Origin of the sequence: Actinomadura rudentiformis (assembly GCF_008923185.1) — a bacterium.
Classification (GTDB): Bacteria; Actinomycetota; Actinomycetes; order Streptosporangiales; family Streptosporangiaceae; genus Spirillospora; species Spirillospora rudentiformis.
Genome location: NZ_WBMT01000002.1, coordinates 404,374 through 424,083, shown reverse-complemented (window position 1 = coordinate 424,083; position 19,710 = coordinate 404,374). Strand labels below are relative to the sequence as shown.

The window sequence follows — 19,710 nt, the reverse complement described above, 5'->3', positions numbered from 1 at the left end:
GTAGCGTCCGTCCGGTGACGGTGGTTGTGCGGCAGTTGAATGTGTATCCGATCAAGAGTGCGGGCGGGACTTCGGTGAGTGAGGCCGAGGTGCTGGCCACCGGGTTGAGGTACGACCGGGAGTTCATGGTCATCCGGTCGGACGGGAGACATCTTTCGCAGCGGGAGGTGCCGGGGCTTGCTTTGCTGCGGCCCTCGTTCGACGGGGTCAAACTGACCGTTCAGATGGGTTATTCGACGCTCGTGTACGAGCCGGAGCCGGGGCCGGTGCGCGATGTGAGCGTGCACGGGCAAGCTTGTCTGGGCGTGGACCAGGGCGATGAGGTGGCGGCATGGCTCGGTGAGATGCTGCGCGAGGACGTTCGGTTGGTGCGCTTTGCCGGCGTGCGGGTCGTTAAGCGGGGCGGCTCGATGATGTACGGGGATGGCGAGCCCATCTCGGTGCTGTCCGTGGAGTCTTTGGATGACCTGAACGGGCGGTTGGCTGAGCCGCTGCCGATGCGGCGGTTCCGGCCCAACGTCGTGGTGGAGGGGCTGGGGGCGTACGGGGAGGACGCGGTCTCCAGGATCCGGGTGGGCGAGGTGGAGATCGAGCTGATCCGACCGTGCGGGCGGTGCGTCATCATCAACACCGACCAGGACACCGGGCGGAGGGGCCGGGAGCCGCTGAAGACGCTTGCCGCATACCGGACCTCCAGCTTTGAGGGCGGTCGGGCGATCATGTTCGGGCGGCTGGGGGTGCCACGCGGACTTGGGACCTTGCGGGTGGGGGAGGTGGCTGTGTGTTCGTGACGCGGTAAAACACGCGTATGACCTGGAGGGGACAGCGGCAAGCAATGAGAGCGCTACAGGTCCGTCTTTGCACGGCCCGTGCTCATGGTTTCTGACTCTTCAGTGGAAGGTTTATTGGTGACGAGGAGGTCGCCTGGCGGCCCTCTCTTCGAAATCAGGCGTTGTAGGCCTCTCCGGGGGCCTGGATGTCGATCTTCTTCATTCCGAACATGGCTCTCATGACGCGTTCGGAACGGGCCGGGTCCTCGTCGGTCAGGAGGCTCGGTGAGGGTCCTGGGGATGATCTGCCAGGAAAGGCCGAAGCGGTCCTTCAGCCGCGCGGGCCTTCGTCCTGGTACGCCTGAGGGCGACCATAGACTCGGCTCGCATGAGCTCCCTTGCCAACGGTCAGCGTTCTCTCTTCGATGCGTCCATCCGTTATCCGTTGACGCCGCCGCTCACCCGCGGTTGCCCGGAGACGAGCACTGAGGAGATCGCTTACCCGGTGGAGGTCGACTACGACTACGGCCGGGTGCCGCGTGAGCTGTTCGCGCAGCAGCCGGGTGACCTCGATCAGTGGGCGCCGATCCTGCCGCCGCTCGTGGCGCCGGGGCTGGGTGAGGGTGGTACGCCGCTGATCCAGCTTGAGGACGGCGTCTTCGTCAAGGACGAGTCCCGCAACCCGACGTGGAGCCACAAGGACCGGATCAACCGGTGCACGGTCAGCGCGGCTGCGGCGATCGGGGCGCCTGGCGTCGTCGTGGCCTCGTCCGGCAATCATGGCGCGTCGGCTGCCGCGTTCGCCGCACGGGCGGGTCTCCCATGCATCGTTCTCGCCACGGCGGACACGCCCCCGGCGGTCGGTTCGTTCGTCAGCGCGTACGGTGCGCATGTGCTGCCCGTGGCCAAGGAGGAACGCCGGCCGCTCATGCGCCGCATTGTGGACGAGCTGGGGTTCCACCCGCTCAGCAACCTGACCGAGACGCACACCGGGCACGCGTACGGCCCTGAGGGCTACAAGACCATCGCGTACGAGATCTTCAGTGAGATCGGCGTCCCCTCGGCGGTCTACGTGCCGACCGGATACGGCGAGCTGCTGTTCGGCGTCTGGAAGGGCTTCACCGAGCTCCGGCTGCTCGGCCTGACCGAGCGTGCACCCCGGATGTTCTCGTGCGAGCCTGCGGCTGGGGCGCCGCTCGCCCGTGCCGTCGCCCAGGGGCTCCCCGCCGTCCATCTGAAGGCGGGGCCGACCGACGCGTATGCCATCGACTGCGACTTCAACGGCTACCGCGGCGTGATCACCGTCAGGGACAGCGGCGGCGCCGCGTTGAGCCTCACCGATGACGAGATGCGTGCCGCGCAGCGCGAACTCTCCCGGACCGGTCTCTGGTACGAGCTCTCCTCCGCCAGCAGCCTGGCTGGGCTCCGGCAGGTGGGCGAACGTGACCGCACCGGCCCGGTCGTCTGCATCGCCACGTCCAGCGGGTTCAAGGACACCGGTGTCGGCGCCCGCCCGCTCGACCCCGTCGACCCCACCTGGGATTCCGTCCTCCGCCGGCTGAAGGCCGCCGGTCTCCGCTGATCGGCGGCCTTCCCGGGGCGTTCAGATCACTCGAAGAAGCCGATCACGCGGCTGAAACGACCGTCCACGATCTCCACGTAGTCGTAGCCCGTCGCGACCGCGGAGTCCGCTCCGGCCGGCCCGAGCCGCCACCTGAAGAGCGCCTTGTCGTGATGAACGTTGACCAGCGTGCCGAGGGAGAAGACCAGGTCGCCGAATTTCGCCTGGGCCTTGTCGATCGCGGCCGACAACTCGCTGTGGCCCTTGACTCCCGCGTAGTCCGGGTCGCTGTAGATCGAGTCATCGGTCAGCGCCGTCTTCATCAGCTCGGCTCGGCGTGCCGTGTCGCGTTCGTTCCAAACGTCGAGGTAGTTCTGAACGAGTTCGTTGATGCTCATGGCTTGACTCCTTCAAGTGAACTGGTGATTTCTTCCGATACCGGCGCAGGCCCTTCCGGGGCCGGTGCCGGGCGCTTGAGGACGAGGGCGAGCAGGCCGCCGACGGCGGTCACGGCCGCGGCCACCCATCCGGCGGTCTGCAGGCCGTCGAGGACGTCGGTGGGCGTCGACGCTGTGGCGCCCGCGGTGGCGATGGCGACGAACGCGGCGAGGCCCATGGCGCCGCCGATCTCCTTGGCGCTCGTGGCGACTCCCGAGGCGACGCCCTGCTCCTCGGGGGCGATGCCGGATCCGGCCGCCGCGAAGAGCGCGACGAACGCGATGCCGCCGAAGACGCCCCAGATCAGGCTGCCGGGGATCAGTGCCCAGAACGAGCCGTTGACCGACATGCCGGCCACGAGGACGGCGATTCCGGCCGCGGCGCCGAACATGCCGGTGACCAGCGTGGTCCTGACGCCCCACCGCCCGAGCATCACGGGAACGACCTTCACGGCGGTGAACATGCAGGTCAGGGTGAGCGGCAGGAACGCCAGCCCGGCCTCCAGCGAGCTGTAGCCGAGAACGGGCTGCAGGTACGACGTGAACACGTAGTAGCCGGCGCCGAGCGTGCCCTGGAAGACGGCGATCACCGCCATCGTCGTGGCCAATGACCGGGTGCGCAGAAGCCGGAGCGGCATGAGCGGGTCACGCGTACGGGACTCGACGACGAGCAGGAGCGCCATCAGCGCCGCACCCGCCGCCAGGGAGCCCGCCGCCTGGACCGAGCCCCATCCGGTCTCGGGACCGCTCGCCAGCCCGAAGACCAGCAACACCGACCCGGCGGTCGCGAGCACCGCGCCCGGCAGGTCGAAGCCTCCCCATCCGGCGGAACGAGGCGGATCCGCAGGCAGGAGCCAGACCGCGGCCGCGGCGGCACCCAACGCGAGCGGCACGTTCACGAAGAACACCGACTCCCAGCCCAGATAGTTGGTGAGCACCCCGCCGAGCAACGACCCTGCGGCCAGCCCGCCGCTGCCGGCCATCCCCCAGGCACCCAGCGCCCGGTTGCGCTCGGGCCCTTCCGCAAACCCGCCATAGATCAACGCGAGCGTCGCCGGGGTGAGCAGCGCGCCGCCGGCTCCCTGCACGGCCCGCGCCGCCACCAGCGTTCCGGTGCCCGTCGCGAGGCCACCGGCCAGCGACGCGATCCCGTACAGCAGCAGGCCCAGCATGAACATTCGCCGGGCGCCGATCCGGTCGACGGCCCGCCCGCCGAACAGCAACAGGCCGCCGAGCCCGACGGCGTAAGCGCTGACGACCCATTGCACGGACTGGGAGGTGAAGCCGAGCGCCGACCCGATGTCGGGCAGCGCCACATAAACGATGTTGTAGTCGAGAGCGACGATGAGCTGGGTGAATGCCAGCAGTGCCAACGTCAGCCCACCCCGTACGGGCCTGGGCGCGGCTCTGTCCACGATCGGTCTCCTATACGGCGTTGTGTTACTACACGGCGTTCAAACTTGCCACGCCGAACAGTAGCGCAACGCTGTAGCCTGTCAAGCATGAGTGAGACGGTGAGCCGACGGGCCCGGCTGCGCGCCGAGACCAGCGCCGAGATCAAGACCATCGCGCTGAAGCTGATGGCCACCGGCGGCCCCGACGCCATCTCGCTGCGCGCCATCGCCCGTGAGATGGGGATGACGGCGGGCGCGATCTACAGCTACTACCCGACCCGCGACGACCTGATCACCACGCTGATCAGCGATGTCTACGGCGAGCTCGTCGACGCCGTGGAGGCCGCGCGGGACGCCGTCCCCGAGAGCGATCCGGCCGGCCGGCTGCTGGCCTGGGGCGAGAACGTCCGCACGTGGGCGCTCGCCAATCCCGAGGGCTTCCGGCTGATCTACGGCGATCCGGTGCCCGGATACCGGCCACCCGAAGGCGGCCCGGCGCGCGAGGCCGCCCACCGCGCCTGCGCGGGTCTCAGCGGACTGGTCGCCGCCGCGTGGCCACAGGCCGAATCCCTCCAGTCCGGCACGTACGACTGGTCGGACTTCGAGACCGGTCTCGCCGAGGCCACGCAGGAGCAGTTCCCCGGCCTCCCGCCCGCCGCGGTCGCGCTCTCCCTACGCGTCTGGGGGCGCATGCACGGCCTGATCGCCCTGGAGATCTACGGCCACCTGCGCCCGCTCACCCACAAGACCGCCGCGATCTTCCGTGATGAGATGCTCGACCTGACGAGGTCGCTCGGCCTCACCCCGTCCGAGTCCCATGTTCGCTGACAGCTGAATCTCGGCGTGCGAGGATCCCGTCGAAGACCCGTGCACGAGCCCCCGAACGGGCCCGTTACGATCTCAAGATCTTGTGACGGAGGACCCCCATGGACGAGAACGACCAGCTCGCGGAGCGCTTCGAGGCCCACCGGTCCCATCTGAAGTCGGTGGCCTACCGGATGCTCGGCTCGCTGGCCGAGGCCGAGGACGTGGTGCAGGAGGCCTGGTTCCGCCTCAGCCGCTCCGACACCTCCGAGATCGACAATCTGGCCGGCTGGCTGACCACGGTCGTCTCGCGGATATGCCTCGACATGTTGCGGTCCCGTTCGGCCCGGCGTGAGGACCCGCTCGACGTGTACCTGCCGGATCCGATCGTGAGCCGCGCCGACAGCGGCGCCATCGACCCCGAGCAGGAAGTGCTCATGGCCGACTCGGTCGGCCTGGCGCTGATGATCGTGCTTGAGACCCTCTCGCCCGCCGAGCGCCTGGCGTTCGTCCTGCATGACATGTTCGCCGTACCGTTCGAGGAGATCGCGCCCATCGCCGAACGTTCTCCGGCCGCGACCCGGCAGCTGGCCAGCCGGGCCCGCCGCCGCGTCCAGGACGCCCCGGCTCCCGACGCCGACCTGGCCCGGCAGCGCGAGGTCGTCGACGCCTTCGTCGCGGCCGCCCGCGGCGGCGACTTCGAGGCGCTGGTCGCCGTGCTCGACCCGGACGTCGTCCTGCGTGTCGACATCGGCGCCGCCAACAAGCCGATCTTCGGTGCGGCGGCCGTGGCCGGGCAGGCGCTCATGTTCCAGAGCGCGGCGAAGTACGCCCAGCCGGCCCTGATCAACGGTGTGCCCGGTCTCGTCGGTGTCCAGAACGGCAGGGTCACCGCGATCCAGTCGTTCACGATCACCGACGGCAGGGTCGTCGAGATCCACATCATCGCCGACCGCGCCCGCCTGGCCGGCCTGCACATCGACTTCCCCGCCGCCTGACCGTCATCCCGGGCGGTCGCCGCTTGACCGTCATTCGGGGCGGTCGCCGCTCACGGGGGGTGGGAGGGCCACTTGGATCTGGGTGGTGGCGCCGGTGGCCACGAAGAGGCCGCGGCCGGTCGGGCCGCCCAGCGTGGCGTTGCGGGGGAGGCGCAGGCCGAAGAGATCGCCGTCTTCGGGGCTGTCGACCGACAGCAGGAGCCCCGAACGGGACCGGCGGGTGTCGGAGAGGAAGCCGCGGTAGCCGCGTCCGAGGTCCTCGGTCGTGCCGCCGATGACGACCGCGTGCTCGCCGTCGCGGGCGGTGCGGAGGACGGTGCGGAGGGCGTCGTCCAGCTCGGTCTCGTCGAGGAGTTCGGCGTCGTCGACCACGACGGCGTAGCGGTGCTCGTCGCCGATGGCCGCGGTCAGGTCCTCTTCTTCGGAGTCGGCCGACAGCAGGCCGAGGACGCCGGGACGGCCGCTCAGCAGGCGCAGGGGGGAGCGCCGCGGGGTGATGAGGACGACCGGGACGAGGCCGCCCGCCACCGAGGGGTCCAGGAGCGACTCGACGATGGTGCGGAGCGTGGTGGAGCGGCCCGAACGCGGTGGGCCGGCGACGACGAAGCCGGGGCCCTCGTTCAGCAGGTCGATGCCGACCGGGGCGAGGGTGTCGCCGCCGACGCCGACCAGCGCCCACAACGTGGAGGGGGCCGTGTACTCCTGGTCGAGCGCCATCGCCTCCCGGTAGGTGACGCGGACCGGGAGTTCGTCGACGTGGAGCGGGCGTTGCCTGCGTGGCAGCCGCCCGTAGCGCGTGACGCACGTACGGGCGATCTCCTGCAGCGCGGCGACCTGGGCGGTGCCCGACGGGTCGTCGCCGAGCAGACCGATCTGCGACTCGCGCGGCGGCATGCCGGCCCCGGCCATCTCCAGGACGCGGCCCGGCGGCATCTCGGCGGGCACCTGCTTCTCCTGCAGGCCCGCGTAGCCGTAGTCGTTCGGGTCGGCCATGCGCAGGACGAGGCGGCGGTCGAACACCGTGGACACCTGGCCGCTCAGCCCGGAGCGGTCGCCGGTGAAGACCGCGCGCAGGCCGACCGCCGCGCCCTCGCGCAGCAGGCGGAGGACGGCGTCGACCAGGCGGCCGTAGTCGTAGTGCTCGAACGCGCCGACGAATCCCTCCCAGCGGTCGAGGATCAGCACCATCCATGGGAGCCGGTCGGGCGCGGCGACGGCGGCGCGCTGTTCGGCGAGCGAGGCGAAGCCCGCCTCGGCGAGGAGCTGCTGGCGCCGCGCGACCTCGGCCGCGAGCGCGGTGATGAGCCGTTCGACGCGGTCGAGCTGGTCGCGGCCGACGACCGCGCCGCAGTGCGGCAGCGACACCAGTGGCAGCAGCGCGTTGGCGCCGCAGTCGATCGCGTAGAGGTGCGCGTCGTACGGGGAGCACGCCCCGGCGAGGGAGCCCGCGATCGTGCGCAGCGCGGTCGAGCGCCCGGACTGCGACGCGCCGGCGAGGTAGAGGTGGCCGCCGCCGGCGAGGTCGAGGGTCAGGGGCTCGCGGGACTGCACGGCGGGCAGGTCGGTGATGCCGAACGCGATCGGCGGGACGTCCACGACCGAGCCGCCCGCGGCGGTGCGCGGCGCGAGCCTGACCTTGTCCGGCAGCGGGGTCAGCCACGGCGACGGCTGCCGCTCGATGCCCTCGCGGCGGGCCGCCTCGGCGATCGCCTGGACGAGGACGGCTAGGTCGGTGACCATTCCCCCGTCCGCGTCGTCCAGGGACTCGCGCGGCGCGGGCAAGGGCCGGCCGAGGCCCTGCCACGGCACGGGGAGCACGGTGGCGGGTGCGGCGACGGCGGGTCCGGTGCCGGGCCGCCGGCCGCCGATCCGCGCGGACTGCACCGCGTGCGGCGCCGACGCGCCGGAACGGATGTAGCAGCGGCCGGGCGTGGCCTTGGAGATCTGCGCCGCCTCGGGGGAGTCGAGCACGTCGGTCGACTCGTCCGGGTCGGTCACGCGCAGCGCGATCCGCAGGTTGGTGTTGGCACGGATGTCAGCGGTGACGACGCCCGCCGGGCGCTGCGTGGCGAGGATGAGGTGCACGCCGAGCGAGCGGCCACGGCGGCCGATGTCCACGAGACCGGTGACGAAGTCGGGCAGCTCGGTGACCATCGCCGCGAACTCGTCGATCACCAGGACGAGGCGCGGCATCGGGGCGAGCCGGTCACCCGCAGCGAAGCGAGGAATGTCCGGCTCGCCGGCCCGTGGAGTGACGGGGGTTCGTCCCCCCTCGGGAGGCTCGTCGCTGCGGACGAACGAGTGGCCCTGGTCGGGATGGGCCTTCATGCCGCGCAGGTCGTTGTAGTCCTCGATGTCCTTCGCACCCACGCTCAGCAGGATCTCCTCGCGGCGCCGCAGCTCGGCCGACAACGATTCGAGGGCGCGCTCGGTCGCGTGGCCGTCCAGGTCCGTGACCATGCCGACGGTGTGCGGGAGCTTGGCGCAGTCCTTGAACGCGGCGCCGCCCTTGTAGTCGATGAGCACGAACGTCATCTCGTCCGGCCGGTTGGTGAGGGCGAGCGAGGCGATCAGCGTCTGGAGGAGCTCGGACTTGCCGGCGCCGGTCGTCCCGGCGATCAGGCCGTGCGGCCCGTCCGTGCGCAGGTCCACCTCGTACACGCCGTCGGCGCCGACGCCGATCGGGACGCGGGTGGACCGCCCGCCGGTGACGCTCCACGCCCGCGCCACGTGGTCGGCCGTCGGGTCGGGCAGGTTGAGCAGGTCCAGGAGCCGGGCCTCCGCCGGGATCGCCTCCTCGGCGTCCTCCCGTGACACGTCCCGGACGGGGGCGAGCGCCCGCGCGACCCGGTCGGTCCACGCGGCGGACACCTGGTCGGCGAGGACGGGACCGATCACGTCGAGCCCCTGGCCGCGCAGCCGCAGCGTCTCGGGGCTCTCGGGATCCCAGGCGGCGACGGCGGTGCACTCTTCGGGCAGCAGGCGTTCCTCGTCGTCGATGCAGATCGCGTTCAGGCCGAACTCGGCGCCGCGTTGCAGCAACATCGGCATGCCGGGCACGCGCCGCAGCTGCCGCGCGCCGTCGAGCACGATGAGGATGTTGTACGGGATCAGGTCGGCCGGCTTGCCCTGGCCGAACCCGCCCTGTGCCAAGAGACCCGACGCCGACGCCGCCTGCGCGGCCCGCCGCCGTTCGCTGACCCGGATCGCCAGCTCGGTGACGCGGTGCGCGACCGATTCGGGATCGGTGCCCACCAGGGCCGTGCACTCCTCCCCTTCGCGCGGCGTCGCGTGCGGCAGCCAGCGGACCCAGTTCCACTCCTCTTCCGCCTCCTGGTCCGCGCACAGCACGACGATCGCCAGGTCACGCGGGCTGTGCAGCGCGGCGGCCTGGGCCACCAGCCAGCGCGCGAGCGCGCGGGACGCCGGGCGCGACTCGCGGGCGGCGGTGCCGGTGATGCCGATGACGCCCAGCTCGGGCAGCGGCAGCGCGACGGGCACGAGCCGTGCCACCGGCACCTGAAGGTCGGCCGCCTCCGGACCCGCCGACTCCAGCCCCGCCAGCTCGATCCGCGCGGGCAGGTCGGCGACGCCGAGCCGCAGGTGGAGGACGTCGGGGTCGGTGGCGCGCCGCTCCCAGAGCCGCCGCCGCGGGCCGGTGGCGGTCAGCAGCACCTCGGCGGGATCGGGGTGGACGGCCCGGCGTTCCTCTTGGTCCTCGCGGCGCAGCCGGTCGAGTTCGCCGCCGAACTCGGCGGTCTTCCGGTGGTACTCCTTCAGCGCCTTCTTGTACGACTTGCGGCCGTGGACGCGGTCGCCGATCCATTCGCCGACCGTCATCACCGGCCAGGCCAGCGCGAACAGCGCCCACCACCACTGGCCGAGTCCGAACGCCATCACCAGGCCGAACGCCGAGAACAGCAGCGCGCCGAAGAGTCTCAGCCGTTCCTTGGGGTTGCGTTCGGGCCGCTTGGGCACCTCCAGCTGGCGCGTCCGGTGCGCGGGGTGCAGGCGCGGCGGGCGGTTGAACGCGAGGCCGCCCTCGGGGAGCGGCTCCAGATGCGTGTCGGGCGCGGAGCTCTGCGCGAGCGTGAGGATGCTGCCACCGATCGCCAGCATGCCGCCGAGCGGCCAGACGGTCGTGGCGGCGAGCGGATCGCCGTCCAGGAGCACACCCCGGGCGAGCGTCTGGGCGGAGGGCTCGACGTGGACGGCATGCGGCTCGACGGTGATCCGCAACGATCGCGACGGCACGAGTGGATCGTCGAGGGCGACGTCCACGTCCTCGTCCGGTGCCCCCGAACCGAGCGTGGAGACGCCGAGGCCGAGCCGGTGCACCGAGCCCGCCGCCGGACCGCTCACCACCCGTACCTCGACCAGCCCTGTCGGCTCGGCCAGTACGGTCGCGGCGGCCGCCCGCTGCTCCACGGCGACGACCGCGCCGTCTCGCAGTTCCCGGACGGCGGGGGCCTGCGGGTCCAGCATGCGCCCGTTCATCCACAACGTCCGCCGCTCGGCCTTGCGCGTGTCGACCCGGGCGTCGCTCTGCGCGCCCTCATAAGTGCCGTCACGGGTGCCGGTCCGGGCGCCGCCGCGGAGGTCCAGGCGACCGCCCTGGGCGAGCGTCGCCTCTTTCGAAAAGCGCGGCGTGTGCGTGGCCGGAACGCCATCCGCCGGTGGTGCGGCGTCCAGGGTGGCGAAGAGCGACCTGGCGACGCTGTCAACGGTCGCGTCGGCGTCGACATTGATCACGACATCTCGGGGTCCCTGGCCGGTCAGCGCCGTGAACGAGATCCGCATTCAAGCCCCTCCAGAGTGCGCCGCCCCCGTATGAAGGGCGGCGCTGCCGCTCGGGCCAGCTTAATTACAGCCGCCGCCGAGCGGCCCAGGGACGACACGACGCCACCTTAAGCCGCGGCGATGACGGCCTTAAGCCCCTCGTCCACCGGAGTCGGCGCGACGTCGAAGGCGTTCTGGAACGCGGACGAGTCGAGGATGTACGGCGCGTCGAACTGGTAACGGGTCTCCCGCAACTCGCGCATCATCGGGTTGACCAGTCCGATCGCGTTGAAGAGGGGCCGGGGCATCGTGCCGATGCGCGGGGCCGGGGCGCCTGCCAGCTCGCACAGCCGCTCGCCGAACGCTTTGGCGGTGAACGCCGGGGCCGTCGGGATGTGCCAGACGCGGCCGAGTGCCCGTTCGTCCGTGCCGGCGATGGCCAGCGCCCGGGCGACGTCCGGAAGGTAGGTCCAGCTGTGCGGCTGGGCCGGGTCGCTGAGGAAGGTGACTCGCTTGCCCGCGAGCAGCGGCCGTACGAACCGGACGGAGCCGATGTAGGAGTTCTCCGTGCTCCCGGGGCCGTAGAAGTCGGAGGCGCGCAGCTCGGTGACCCGTGCCCGCCCGGCCCGGTGCGACGCGAGCATGTCGTCCCACATCTTCGCCCTGATCTGGCCCTTGTGGCCCGGGGCCGCCTGCGGCAGGTCCTCGGTCATGGGGCCGTCCACCGGGCCGTACACGTACAGGTTGCCCAGCGTCACCAGGGCCGCGCCGGTCTGCTCGGCGGTGGCGAGCAGCGAGGCGGCGACGGGCGGCCAGATCTCCGCCCACTCGTGGTAACGCGGGTTCATGCAGTTGTAGAGAGTGTCCGCGCCCCGCGTGATCTCGATCAGCCGGTCGCGGTCGGCGGCGCTCGCCGCGACCTTGCGGACGCCGTCCGGGCCGGAGCCGGAACGCGTGACGACGGTGACGTCGTGGCCCTCGGCCATCAGCAGCGTGGCGAGCTGTCCACCGACCTGGCCGGCACCGACGATGACGTGCTTACCCATGAGAACCGCTCCCTTGATCCGGGTGAGCCGAGCTCGCTGCTCCGCTTCGAGAGCAATGCTCTCTCAAGAGAGCGATGTTCGTCAAGAGCAGTGCTCTCGTTTTATTTCGGTGCTCTGCTAGCCTCGGTTCCATGAGTGCGAGCCGTACGGCCCGGGAGCGCGTCCGGGCAGAGCTGATCCACGAGATCACCGAGATCGCCCGCCGGCAGCTGGCCACCCAGGGGGCGACCGGACTGTCGCTGCGCGCGGTGGCCCGGGAGATGGGCATGGTCTCCTCGGCGATCTACCGGTACTTCCCCAGCCGGGACGACCTGCTGACGGCGCTGATCATCGACGGCTACAACGCGCTCGGCGAGGTCGTGGAACGAGCGGACGCCGAGAGCCGTCCGGACGACTACGCGGGGCGGTGGCTCACCGTCTGCCGCGCCATCCGGGAGTGGGCGGTCACGCACCCGCACGAGTACGCGCTGATCTACGGTTCCCCGGTGCCCGGTTACGAGGCACCCGAGGACACCGTTCCCGCCGCGCTCCGCGACACGATCGTCTTCGCCCGCATCGTCACCGAGGCGCACGACGCAGGAGAGCTCGACCCGCCGGCCGGCCTGCCGCCGGTGCCGGCCTCGATCGAGGCGGACCTCGGACGCGGACGGGCGGCGGTGGAGATGAACGTCCCGGACGACGTCGTGGCGCGGGCGCTGATGGCCTGGGCGGGGCTCTACGGAACGGTGAGCTTCGAGCTCTTCGGGCAGTTCGAGACCGTGGTCGAAAACCGGATCGGCTACTTCGACCACACCGCGACGACGCTTGGACGTCTCATCGGCTTCAAATCCTGACTTTTTGGTGCTAACAGACTGACCTTTTCGGTAGCTGTCAGCCATTCATGTGACTGAGCGTAAGAACGGAAGTGATTGACGAAATGCCTGGTCAAATCAGGATTTCCCGTTACGGTGCGGCTTCACCTCGTGGAATCCATTGACGTGGCGTCGCGCCCCCCGCGAGCATGGATCGCCCCGGTGATGTGGGATCTCGCGGGACGCGGGAGGCCACGGGGGACGGGAAGGAGCACGTGGCGAGGGCGATGAAGGGCAATCAATCGGCCGTCGCGGGTGGAGTCTCCGCAGGTACCGGCGGTAACGCGGGCGCGGGCCGGGCGGGGCTGGGACAGTCCGGGCTGGGCGTCTCGGGCGGGCAGCGGCTTCCGGTCGCACCACGCGAGCGCAAACCGGCGCTCGCCGCGCTCGCCGTTCTCCTCATCCTCGGCGGCGCGCTCGCCAGCGCGTATCTCGTGATGGCCAGCGGCCAGCGCGTGTCGGCGATCCGCATCGTCCAGCCGGTCGCGGCGGGCCAGCGCATCCCGCTGAGCGCCCTCCAGGAGGTGCAGGTCGGCGACACCGGCGTGGAGTACTACCTCCGGTGGTCCGAGCGACAGAAGGTGGCGCGTGCGTACGCCGCAGTGCCGCTCGTCCAAGGCGCGCTGCTCACCAACGGAATGCTCAGCAAGACCGCGGAGGCGGAGCGCGGCAGGGTCGTCGTGGGCCTGGCGCTCAAGCCCGGCCAGCTCCCGGCGGGCGCGGACGGCCTGGTCAACGGCGCGCGGGTGAGCCTGTACGCGGTGGGCACCGGCACGGGTTCGGGCGGTCCGCGCCCCGGGACCGTGCTCTCGACGAACGCGATCGTGGTCACCGTCAGCAGTTCCGGGAAGAGCGACCGGCTGCGCGGCGACCAGACGTCGGTGAACGTCGCCGTTCCGCCCAACGAGGCGCCGGCGATCGCGCAAGCCGCCTCTGCCGGAGCGGTGGGTCTCGCCCTGCTCCCACCGGGCACCGAGCCGGCGCCCCAGCAGCCGCCCAACTCCAACCCGCAAAAGCAGCAGACACCCGGCAACGGCAACACCCAGAACCCAGGACCCGGCAGCGGCACGGGCAACGGCACCGGAGCCGGTAACGGCAACGGGAACGGCAACGGCACTGGACCGGGCGGGAACTGACAGTGGCACTCATCGCGCTCGCGGCCGACAAAGGGGCGCCGGGCGTCACGACCGCCGCCGTCGCCCTCGGCGCCGTATGGCCACGCCCGGTGCTCGTCGCCGAATGCGACCAGGCCGGGGGAGACCTCGTCTACCGGCTGCCCGCGGCCGCTTCGGACGACGACCAGCTCGGCGGCATGCTCAACCCGTCGCGCGGGCTGCTCAGCCTCGCCGCCACCGCCCGGCGCGGACTGCGGTCCGACCAGATCGCCGAGCACTGCCAGCGGCTCGTCGGCGGCCTGGACGTGCTCGTCGGCATTACCGGCGCCGAGCAGGCGCAAGGCATGACCTGGCTCTGGGGCCCGCTGGGCCGCGCGTTCGCCGGGCTCGACCCGGTCGACGTGCTGGCCGACTGCGGGCGGCTCGGCGCGGGCACGCCGCTGCTCGACCTCATGCGCGAGGCCGATCTGGTCCTGCTGTTCACGCGGGCGACGCTGGAGCAGGTCGCCCACCTTCGCGAACGCGTCGCGGCGCTGTCGGCCGAGCTGCGCGGCGGGCCGCCGATCGGGGTCATCGTGCTGGCCGATCCGCGGGACTTCCGCGCGCAGATCGCCGAGGTCGACCGCGTCATCACCAGCGCTCAAGGACGCCACACCGCCGATGCCCCCGTCGGAGCACCGCCGCCGACGGTCACCGTCCTCGGCGGGCTGGCGCTCGATCCCAAGGGCGCGGAGCTGCTGGCGGGCAGCTGGGGAGGCCGGCTCGACCGCTCCCTGCTCATCCGTTCAGCGAGGGAGGTCGCCGGCGAGCTGGTCGGCCGCCTCTCCGCGCTCCGAGTGGGGCCGGGTGGCAGGCACGCCGCACAGAACGGCACGCCCCACGGCACGCCCCAGGGCACGCCGCATGGCACGCCGCCGGTTCCTCCGGCCGCGCAGATGCCGGTCGGTCAGGCTGGTCAAGGCGGGCACGTCGAAGAGGGGAGTCGCTAGGTGGACCACGGCCTCGTCAAGCGGCTGCGCCAGGAGGTCGGTGACCGGCTGGCCCAGCAGCGCCGGCTCGACGCCGCCAGCGGGCTCGCGCCGATGTCCGGTGAGGACGAACGCCAGTTCGCTCGCGCCCTCATCGGCCAGGTGCTGGAGGAGTTCGCCCGCGGCGAGCTGACCGCGGGGCGCCGCCCGCCGAACGCCGAAGAGGAGGAGGCGCTCGCCGCCGGGGTGCACGCCGCGCTGTTCGGCGTCGGCCGCCTCCAGCCGCTGCTCGAGGACCCCGAGATCGAGAACATCGACATCAACGGCTGCGACCGGGTCTTCATCGGTTACGCCGACGGTCGCGAGGTCATGGGCGAGCCGGTGGCCGAGACCGACGAGGAGCTCGTCGAGCTCATCCAGATACTGGCCGCCTACAGCGGGCTGTCGTCCCGGCCGTTCGACACCGCCAACCCGCAGCTCGACCTGCGGCTGCCGGACGGTTCGCGGTTGTCGGCGGTGATGGACGTGGCCGTCCGGCCCGTCCTGTCGATCCGCCGTGCCCGCCTTGGCAAGGTGTTCCTGAGCGACCTGGTCGGCAACGGCACGTTCAGCTCCGAGCTCGGCGCGTTCTTCAAGGCCGCCGTGCTCGCCCGCAAGAACATCATGATCGCCGGGGCCACCAACGCCGGCAAGACCACGCTGCTGCGCGCCGTCGCCAACGAGATCCCGCCGCACGAACGCCTCATCACCGTGGAACGCGCCCTGGAGCTCGGCCTCGACGCCTTCCCCGAACTGCACCCCAACTGCGTCGCGTTCGAGCAGCGGCTGCCCAACTCCGAGGGCCAGGGCGCGATCACGATGGCCGAGCTGGTCCGCCGCTCGCTGCGCATGAACCCCTCCCGCGTCATCGTCGGAGAGGTGCTCGGCGACGAGATCGTCACGATGCTGAACGCGATGACGCAGGGCAACGACGGCTCCCTCTCCACGATCCACGCCAACTCCTCGATGGAGGTCTTCAACCGCATCGCCACGTACGCGATCCAGTCGGAGGAACGCCTGCCGGTCGAGGCCACCCACATGCTCATCGCGGGCGCCATCGACTTCGTGGTCTTCATCGAGAAGCGCAACGACTACGCCAGCGGCGGCCGCCTGCGCCGCTACGTGGCCAGCGTCCGCGAGGTCACCGGCGTCGACAACCGCGTGCTCTCCTCGGAGATCTTCGCGCTCGGCCCGGAGGGCTACGCGGTGCCCGCCGCGCCGATCGCGTGCGCCGACGAGCTCGCCGAGTTCGGCTACGACACCTCCCTCGGAGGTGTCTGGTGACCGGCCTTGATTCAGTGACCTCCGGGGGAGGGTGATGTACGCGCCCGACGTGCTCCTCGCCGTCGTCGCCGGAGGGCTGGTCGGCGGCGGGTTCCTGCTGCTCGTCGTGGCGATCCGCGGGCTGCCGAGCCGCCCGGGCCCGGTCCGCGGCCGCAGCCGCGAGGACCTGGTCAAGACCCTGACGACCCGTACCGCCGTGGCCGTCATCGTCGGCCTGCTGGTCCTGATCCTCACCCGCTGGCCGATCGCCGCGATCGGCACCGGTGTCCTGGTCCTGGCCTGGAACGGCCTGGCGGGCGGCGCCGCCGAGGAGCGCAAGGCCATGGTCCGGCTCGAAGGCCTCGCCGCCTGGACCGAGTCGCTCCGCGACACCATCGCGGGTGCCGTCGGCCTGGAGCAGGCCATCCCGGCTTCGCTCCGCGCCGCCGCGCCCGCCCTCCAGCAACCGCTCCGCACGCTCGTCGACCGCCTGCACACCCGTGTGCCGATGCCCGAGGCGCTGCGACGGTTCGCCGACGACCTCGACGACCCGTCGGCCGACCTGGTCATCGCGGCGCTCATCCTCAACTCCAAGCTGCGCGGCCCCGGCCTGCGCGACATGCTCGGCGCGCTGTCGACCTCGGCCCGCGCCGAGCTGGACATGCGCCGGCGAGTCGAGGCCGACCGGCGGTCCACCCGGCGCAGCGTCCGCATCGTCGTCGGCGTCTCGGTCGGCACGGCGCTGCTGCTGGCCATCTTCAACCACTCGTACGTGGAGCCGTACGACGACTTCCTCGGGCAGCTCGTCCTGTGCCTGGTCATCGCCCTCTACGCCGCCGGTTTCCTGTGGCTGCGCCGGCTCGCCAAGCACGAATTGCCGGGCCGCTTCCTCACCAGCGAGACGCGTCCCGGGGTTCCGGGTGAGATGCCGCGCACCGTCGCGGGCTGGCAGGGCGACCACGCGTCCACGGAAACGACTCTGCGCGGACGGCACACCATGGACGCGGGCGGAGGCGGTGCCTCGTGAACGGAGCGATGCTGGCCGGCGCGCTCGTCGGCCTCGGACTGTACCTGCTCGTCCGCGCCGTCTTCCCGCCCCGTCCCGGGCTGGCGGCACGCCTCGCCGCGTACGACGCCGCCCGCCGCCGCGACCAGGAGGACGCCCGCGCACGCCGCGTGTCTCCCACCCTCGAACGGGTCGGCGGCCTCCGCGCGAAGGTCGGCCGCGAGCTGGTGCGCCTCTGCGAGGCACGCGGGTGGCAACTCCGCTCGATCCGCGCCGACCTCGCCATCACCGACAAGTCGCTCGAAGGCTTCCTCGCCACGAAGTTCCTGCTGCCCGCAGCCGCGCTGCTCTTCATCCCGGTCGTGGTCGCCTACTTCGCGCTGCTCGGCGTGGGGGCGTCGATCCAGGTGCCGGTATGGATCTGCGCGATCTTCGCTGGACTTTTCTTCTTCTTCCCCGACATGCAGCTGCGCCAGGAGGCCGCCGCCCGGCGCCAGGACTTCCGGCACGTCGTCGGCGCGTTCCTCGACCTGGTCTCGATGAACCTCGCCGGCGGGCGCGGCGTCCCCGAGGCCCTGATGACCGCCTCCGCGGTCGGCGATGGCTGGGCGATGCTCCGCATCCGCGACGCGCTCGCCAACGCACGCATCACTGGCCGGACCCCCTGGCAGGCCCTGGGCGGCCTCGGCGACGACCTCGACATCGCCGAGCTGCGCGACCTCGCCGGCGCCCTCGCCCTCGTCGCCGACGACGGCGCCCAGGTCCGCAAGTCCCTCGCGGCCCGTGCCGCCTCGATGCGCAGCCGGGAGCTGTCGGAGCTGGAGGGCAAGGCCGGTGAACGTTCCCAGTCGATGCTCGTCGCCCAGCTCTTCCTCTGCGCCGGCTTCCTCGTTTTCCTGGTCTACCCGGCCGTGATGCGGGTGATGGCCTCATGACTCCGCCCGATATGGCTGCGTCCGATATGGCTCCGCCCAACTCCGTTCCGCATCCCGTTCCGCAAAGGAGAAACCGTGAATCCTCTGAACGACCCGACCGTCGCCTACCTGCGCGCCCTGCTGGGCGCCAGGGTGGAGAAGGCCCGCGCCGAAACGGACCGGGGCGCGTCCGCGATCGAGTGGGCGATCATCACCGCGCTGCTCGCCGGCATCGCGATCGCGGTGGGCGCGATCATCATCAAGAAGGTCAGCGACAAGGCCAACAGCATCAACACCGGCTGATCCGGGACCGGGGCGCGTCCGCGATGGAGTGGGCGCTGCTCACGCCGGTCCTCATCCTGGTGTTGCTCATCGTCGTCCAGTTCGCGATGGTCTTCCACGCGCGCCACGTCGCCCTCGCCGCCGCGCAGGCAGGGGCGCGGGTGGCCCGCACGCAGCCCGTCGGCGCGGACTGGGAGGGACCGGCGGTCGCCAAGGCGGCCGGTGACGTCGACAAGATCGGACCGCAACTGCTCAGCGGGCGGCAGGTGACCCCGCTGCAGGGCGCCGACGAACGCGGCATCGAGGTGAGCGGCAACGCCGTGCGGGTCATCCCGTTCATGACCTTCCGCGTCTCACAACGATCCCAGGGGCCGATCGAATGTTTCCGCCCCGACGTGGGCGCCGGCACGGCGTGCCAGGGAGCGGGCCCATGAACGACCACGCGGCGGACAGAGATCACACGATGAGGAGAGACCGTGGCTCGATGTCGCTGGAGATGGTGCTGGTCACTCCGCTCTTCGTCGCGTTCCTCCTGCTGCTGGCCGGAGCCGGGCGGATGGTCGACGCCAAGAGCCAGATAGACGGCGCCGCACGTGACGCCGTGCGCGCCGCCTCGGTGGCACGCAGCGCGGGCGCCGCCGAGAGCCTTGCGCAGGAGACCGCCTCGCTCAATCTCCAGAACAACAAGTGGTGCGCAGGCGGACCGAGCGTGACCACCAACACCGGCGACTGGGGGCCTGGCGGCAAGGTCTCGGTGACCGTCGTGTGCGACGTCGACCTCGGCGACCTCTCGTTCATCGGATTCCCCGGCAGCAAGCGGCTGAGCGGCACGTCCGTGGCGCCCATCGACACCTACACCTACCGGGGCACCGACACGGGCAACGGCGGTGACCAAGGATGATCCGGCGATCGGCGCGAGAGGATCGGGACCAAGGCCGGGACCAAGGCCGGGATCAAAGCCGCGATCGGGGCACGGTCTCGATGTACGTCGTGCTGTTCACCCCCGCCGTCCTCGTCCTCGCGGGGCTCCTGGTCGACGGCGGCCTGGCGATCCATGCCCGCCAGCGCGCCGCGGACATGGCCGAGCAGGCCGCCCGCGCCGGGGCGAACCAGATCAACGAGGCCGAGCTGCGCGCGACCGGCAAGCCCGTGCTCGACCCGGGCCGGGCCGAGTCCGCCGCGTGCGGGCTGCTCGGTGACTACGACGACAACATCACCGGGAGTTCGTGCGGGGCCACCGAGGAGGAGGTGGAGGTCACGGTCGAGCTGACGGTGAACCCCCAGTTCCTCGGCATCGTCCCCGGTTTCGGCTCGTTCACGATGCGCTCCACCGCCTCGGCCCAGCCGATCACGGGCGACGAGCCGTGACGTCCGGTGCCACGCGAGATAGTTACCGCACGGGCATTGCGCGCGGGTCATGGCTGTCTACGATGACAAGGGCGACGTCTGTGCAGGCACGGACCGGTGAGCATCACCGGACGGG

At 71.4% G+C, this 19,710-nt stretch carries 18 protein-coding genes; 14 read left to right on the top strand and 4 right to left on the bottom strand.

All coding sequences use genetic code 11. The annotated features are described in order from the left end of the window. The first annotated feature begins 14 nt into the window (after positions 1 to 14). Positions 15 to 791 carry an MOSC domain-containing protein gene (locus F8566_RS05410; RefSeq protein ID WP_151558614.1) on the top strand — a complete coding sequence of 259 codons (777 nt, stop codon included), beginning with the start codon at positions 15 to 17 and terminating at the stop codon, positions 789 to 791. A gap of 367 nt (positions 792 to 1,158) precedes the next feature. Continuing rightward, positions 1,159 to 2,352: a threonine synthase gene (locus F8566_RS05400; RefSeq protein ID WP_151558612.1), complete on the top strand. Its 1,194-nt coding sequence runs from the start codon at positions 1,159 to 1,161 to the stop codon at positions 2,350 to 2,352. 26 nt (positions 2,353 to 2,378) lie between these two features. On the opposite strand, the gene F8566_RS05395 is transcribed toward F8566_RS05400, so the two are convergent. Together F8566_RS05395 and F8566_RS05390 are read right to left on the bottom strand one after the other, a co-directional pair. Continuing rightward, on the bottom strand, positions 2,379 to 2,729 hold the full coding sequence (locus F8566_RS05395) for a nuclear transport factor 2 family protein (RefSeq protein ID WP_151558609.1): 351 nt from the start codon (positions 2,727 to 2,729) through the stop codon (positions 2,379 to 2,381). Then, on the bottom strand, positions 2,726 to 4,183 hold the full coding sequence (locus F8566_RS05390; RefSeq protein ID WP_225992897.1) for an MFS transporter: 1,458 nt from the start codon (positions 4,181 to 4,183) through the stop codon (positions 2,726 to 2,728). The genes F8566_RS05395 and F8566_RS05390 overlap by 4 nt, the downstream gene beginning before the upstream one ends. A gap of 87 nt (positions 4,184 to 4,270) precedes the next feature. Between F8566_RS05390 and F8566_RS05385 the strand changes: the two genes are divergently transcribed. Then, on the top strand, positions 4,271 to 4,990 hold the full coding sequence (locus tag F8566_RS05385; protein ID WP_151558607.1) for a TetR/AcrR family transcriptional regulator: 720 nt from the start codon (positions 4,271 to 4,273) through the stop codon (positions 4,988 to 4,990). Between the two features lie 98 nt (positions 4,991 to 5,088). Beyond that, positions 5,089 to 5,964, top strand: a complete 876-nt coding sequence (gene sigJ / locus F8566_RS05380; RefSeq protein ID WP_151558605.1) for an RNA polymerase sigma factor SigJ — start codon at positions 5,089 to 5,091, stop codon at positions 5,962 to 5,964. 30 nt (positions 5,965 to 5,994) lie between these two features. Here sigJ and F8566_RS05375 read toward each other — a convergent pair whose 3' ends face one another. Then, positions 5,995 to 10,764, bottom strand: a complete 4,770-nt coding sequence (locus F8566_RS05375; RefSeq protein ID WP_151558603.1) for an FtsK/SpoIIIE domain-containing protein — start codon at positions 10,762 to 10,764, stop codon at positions 5,995 to 5,997. A 107-nt stretch (positions 10,765 to 10,871) separates the two neighbouring features. Further along, positions 10,872 to 11,789, bottom strand: a complete 918-nt coding sequence (locus F8566_RS05370; protein ID WP_151558601.1) for an NAD-dependent epimerase/dehydratase family protein — start codon at positions 11,787 to 11,789, stop codon at positions 10,872 to 10,874. Between the two features lie 131 nt (positions 11,790 to 11,920). On the opposite strand from F8566_RS05370, the gene F8566_RS05365 reads away from it, so the two are divergent. The 10 genes from F8566_RS05365 (at position 11,921) to F8566_RS05320 (ending at position 19,595) form a co-directional block, all read left to right on the top strand. Continuing rightward, entirely contained in the window at positions 11,921 to 12,622 is a 702-nt protein-coding gene (locus F8566_RS05365; RefSeq protein WP_151558599.1) for a TetR/AcrR family transcriptional regulator, read from the top strand. A 233-nt stretch (positions 12,623 to 12,855) separates the two neighbouring features. Beyond that, positions 12,856 to 13,776: a hypothetical protein gene (locus tag F8566_RS05360; RefSeq protein WP_192809525.1), complete on the top strand. Its 921-nt coding sequence runs from the start codon at positions 12,856 to 12,858 to the stop codon at positions 13,774 to 13,776. Positions 13,777 to 13,778: 2 nt separating this feature from the next. Continuing rightward, positions 13,779 to 14,744, top strand: a complete 966-nt coding sequence (locus F8566_RS05355) for a hypothetical protein (RefSeq protein ID WP_225992896.1) — start codon at positions 13,779 to 13,781, stop codon at positions 14,742 to 14,744. Next, positions 14,745 to 16,046: a CpaF family protein gene (locus tag F8566_RS05350; RefSeq protein WP_151558597.1), complete on the top strand. Its 1,302-nt coding sequence runs from the start codon at positions 14,745 to 14,747 to the stop codon at positions 16,044 to 16,046. It begins immediately after the preceding gene. Between the two features lie 34 nt (positions 16,047 to 16,080). After that, positions 16,081 to 17,052, top strand: coding sequence for a type II secretion system F family protein (locus F8566_RS05345; protein WP_151558595.1), 972 nt, complete (start codon positions 16,081 to 16,083; stop codon positions 17,050 to 17,052). Next, positions 17,049 to 17,966, top strand: a complete 918-nt coding sequence (locus tag F8566_RS05340) for a type II secretion system F family protein (protein WP_151558593.1) — start codon at positions 17,049 to 17,051, stop codon at positions 17,964 to 17,966. Before F8566_RS05345 ends, F8566_RS05340 begins: the two co-directional genes overlap by 4 nt. Before the next feature lie 75 nt (positions 17,967 to 18,041). Beyond that, positions 18,042 to 18,248, top strand: a complete 207-nt coding sequence (locus F8566_RS05335; RefSeq protein ID WP_151558591.1) for a hypothetical protein — start codon at positions 18,042 to 18,044, stop codon at positions 18,246 to 18,248. A gap of 23 nt (positions 18,249 to 18,271) precedes the next feature. Beyond that, positions 18,272 to 18,661 (top strand): TadE/TadG family type IV pilus assembly protein, encoded by a 390-nt coding sequence (locus tag F8566_RS05330; protein WP_151558589.1) that lies wholly within the window; start codon positions 18,272 to 18,274, stop codon positions 18,659 to 18,661. Between the two features lie 29 nt (positions 18,662 to 18,690). Further along, complete coding sequence (locus F8566_RS05325) at positions 18,691 to 19,128, top strand: TadE/TadG family type IV pilus assembly protein (protein ID WP_225992895.1); 438 nt, start codon at positions 18,691 to 18,693, stop codon at positions 19,126 to 19,128. An 80-nt stretch (positions 19,129 to 19,208) separates the two neighbouring features. Beyond that, on the top strand, positions 19,209 to 19,595 hold the full coding sequence (locus F8566_RS05320; RefSeq protein ID WP_151558587.1) for a Tad domain-containing protein: 387 nt from the start codon (positions 19,209 to 19,211) through the stop codon (positions 19,593 to 19,595). Positions 19,596 to 19,710 lie beyond the last annotated feature (115 nt).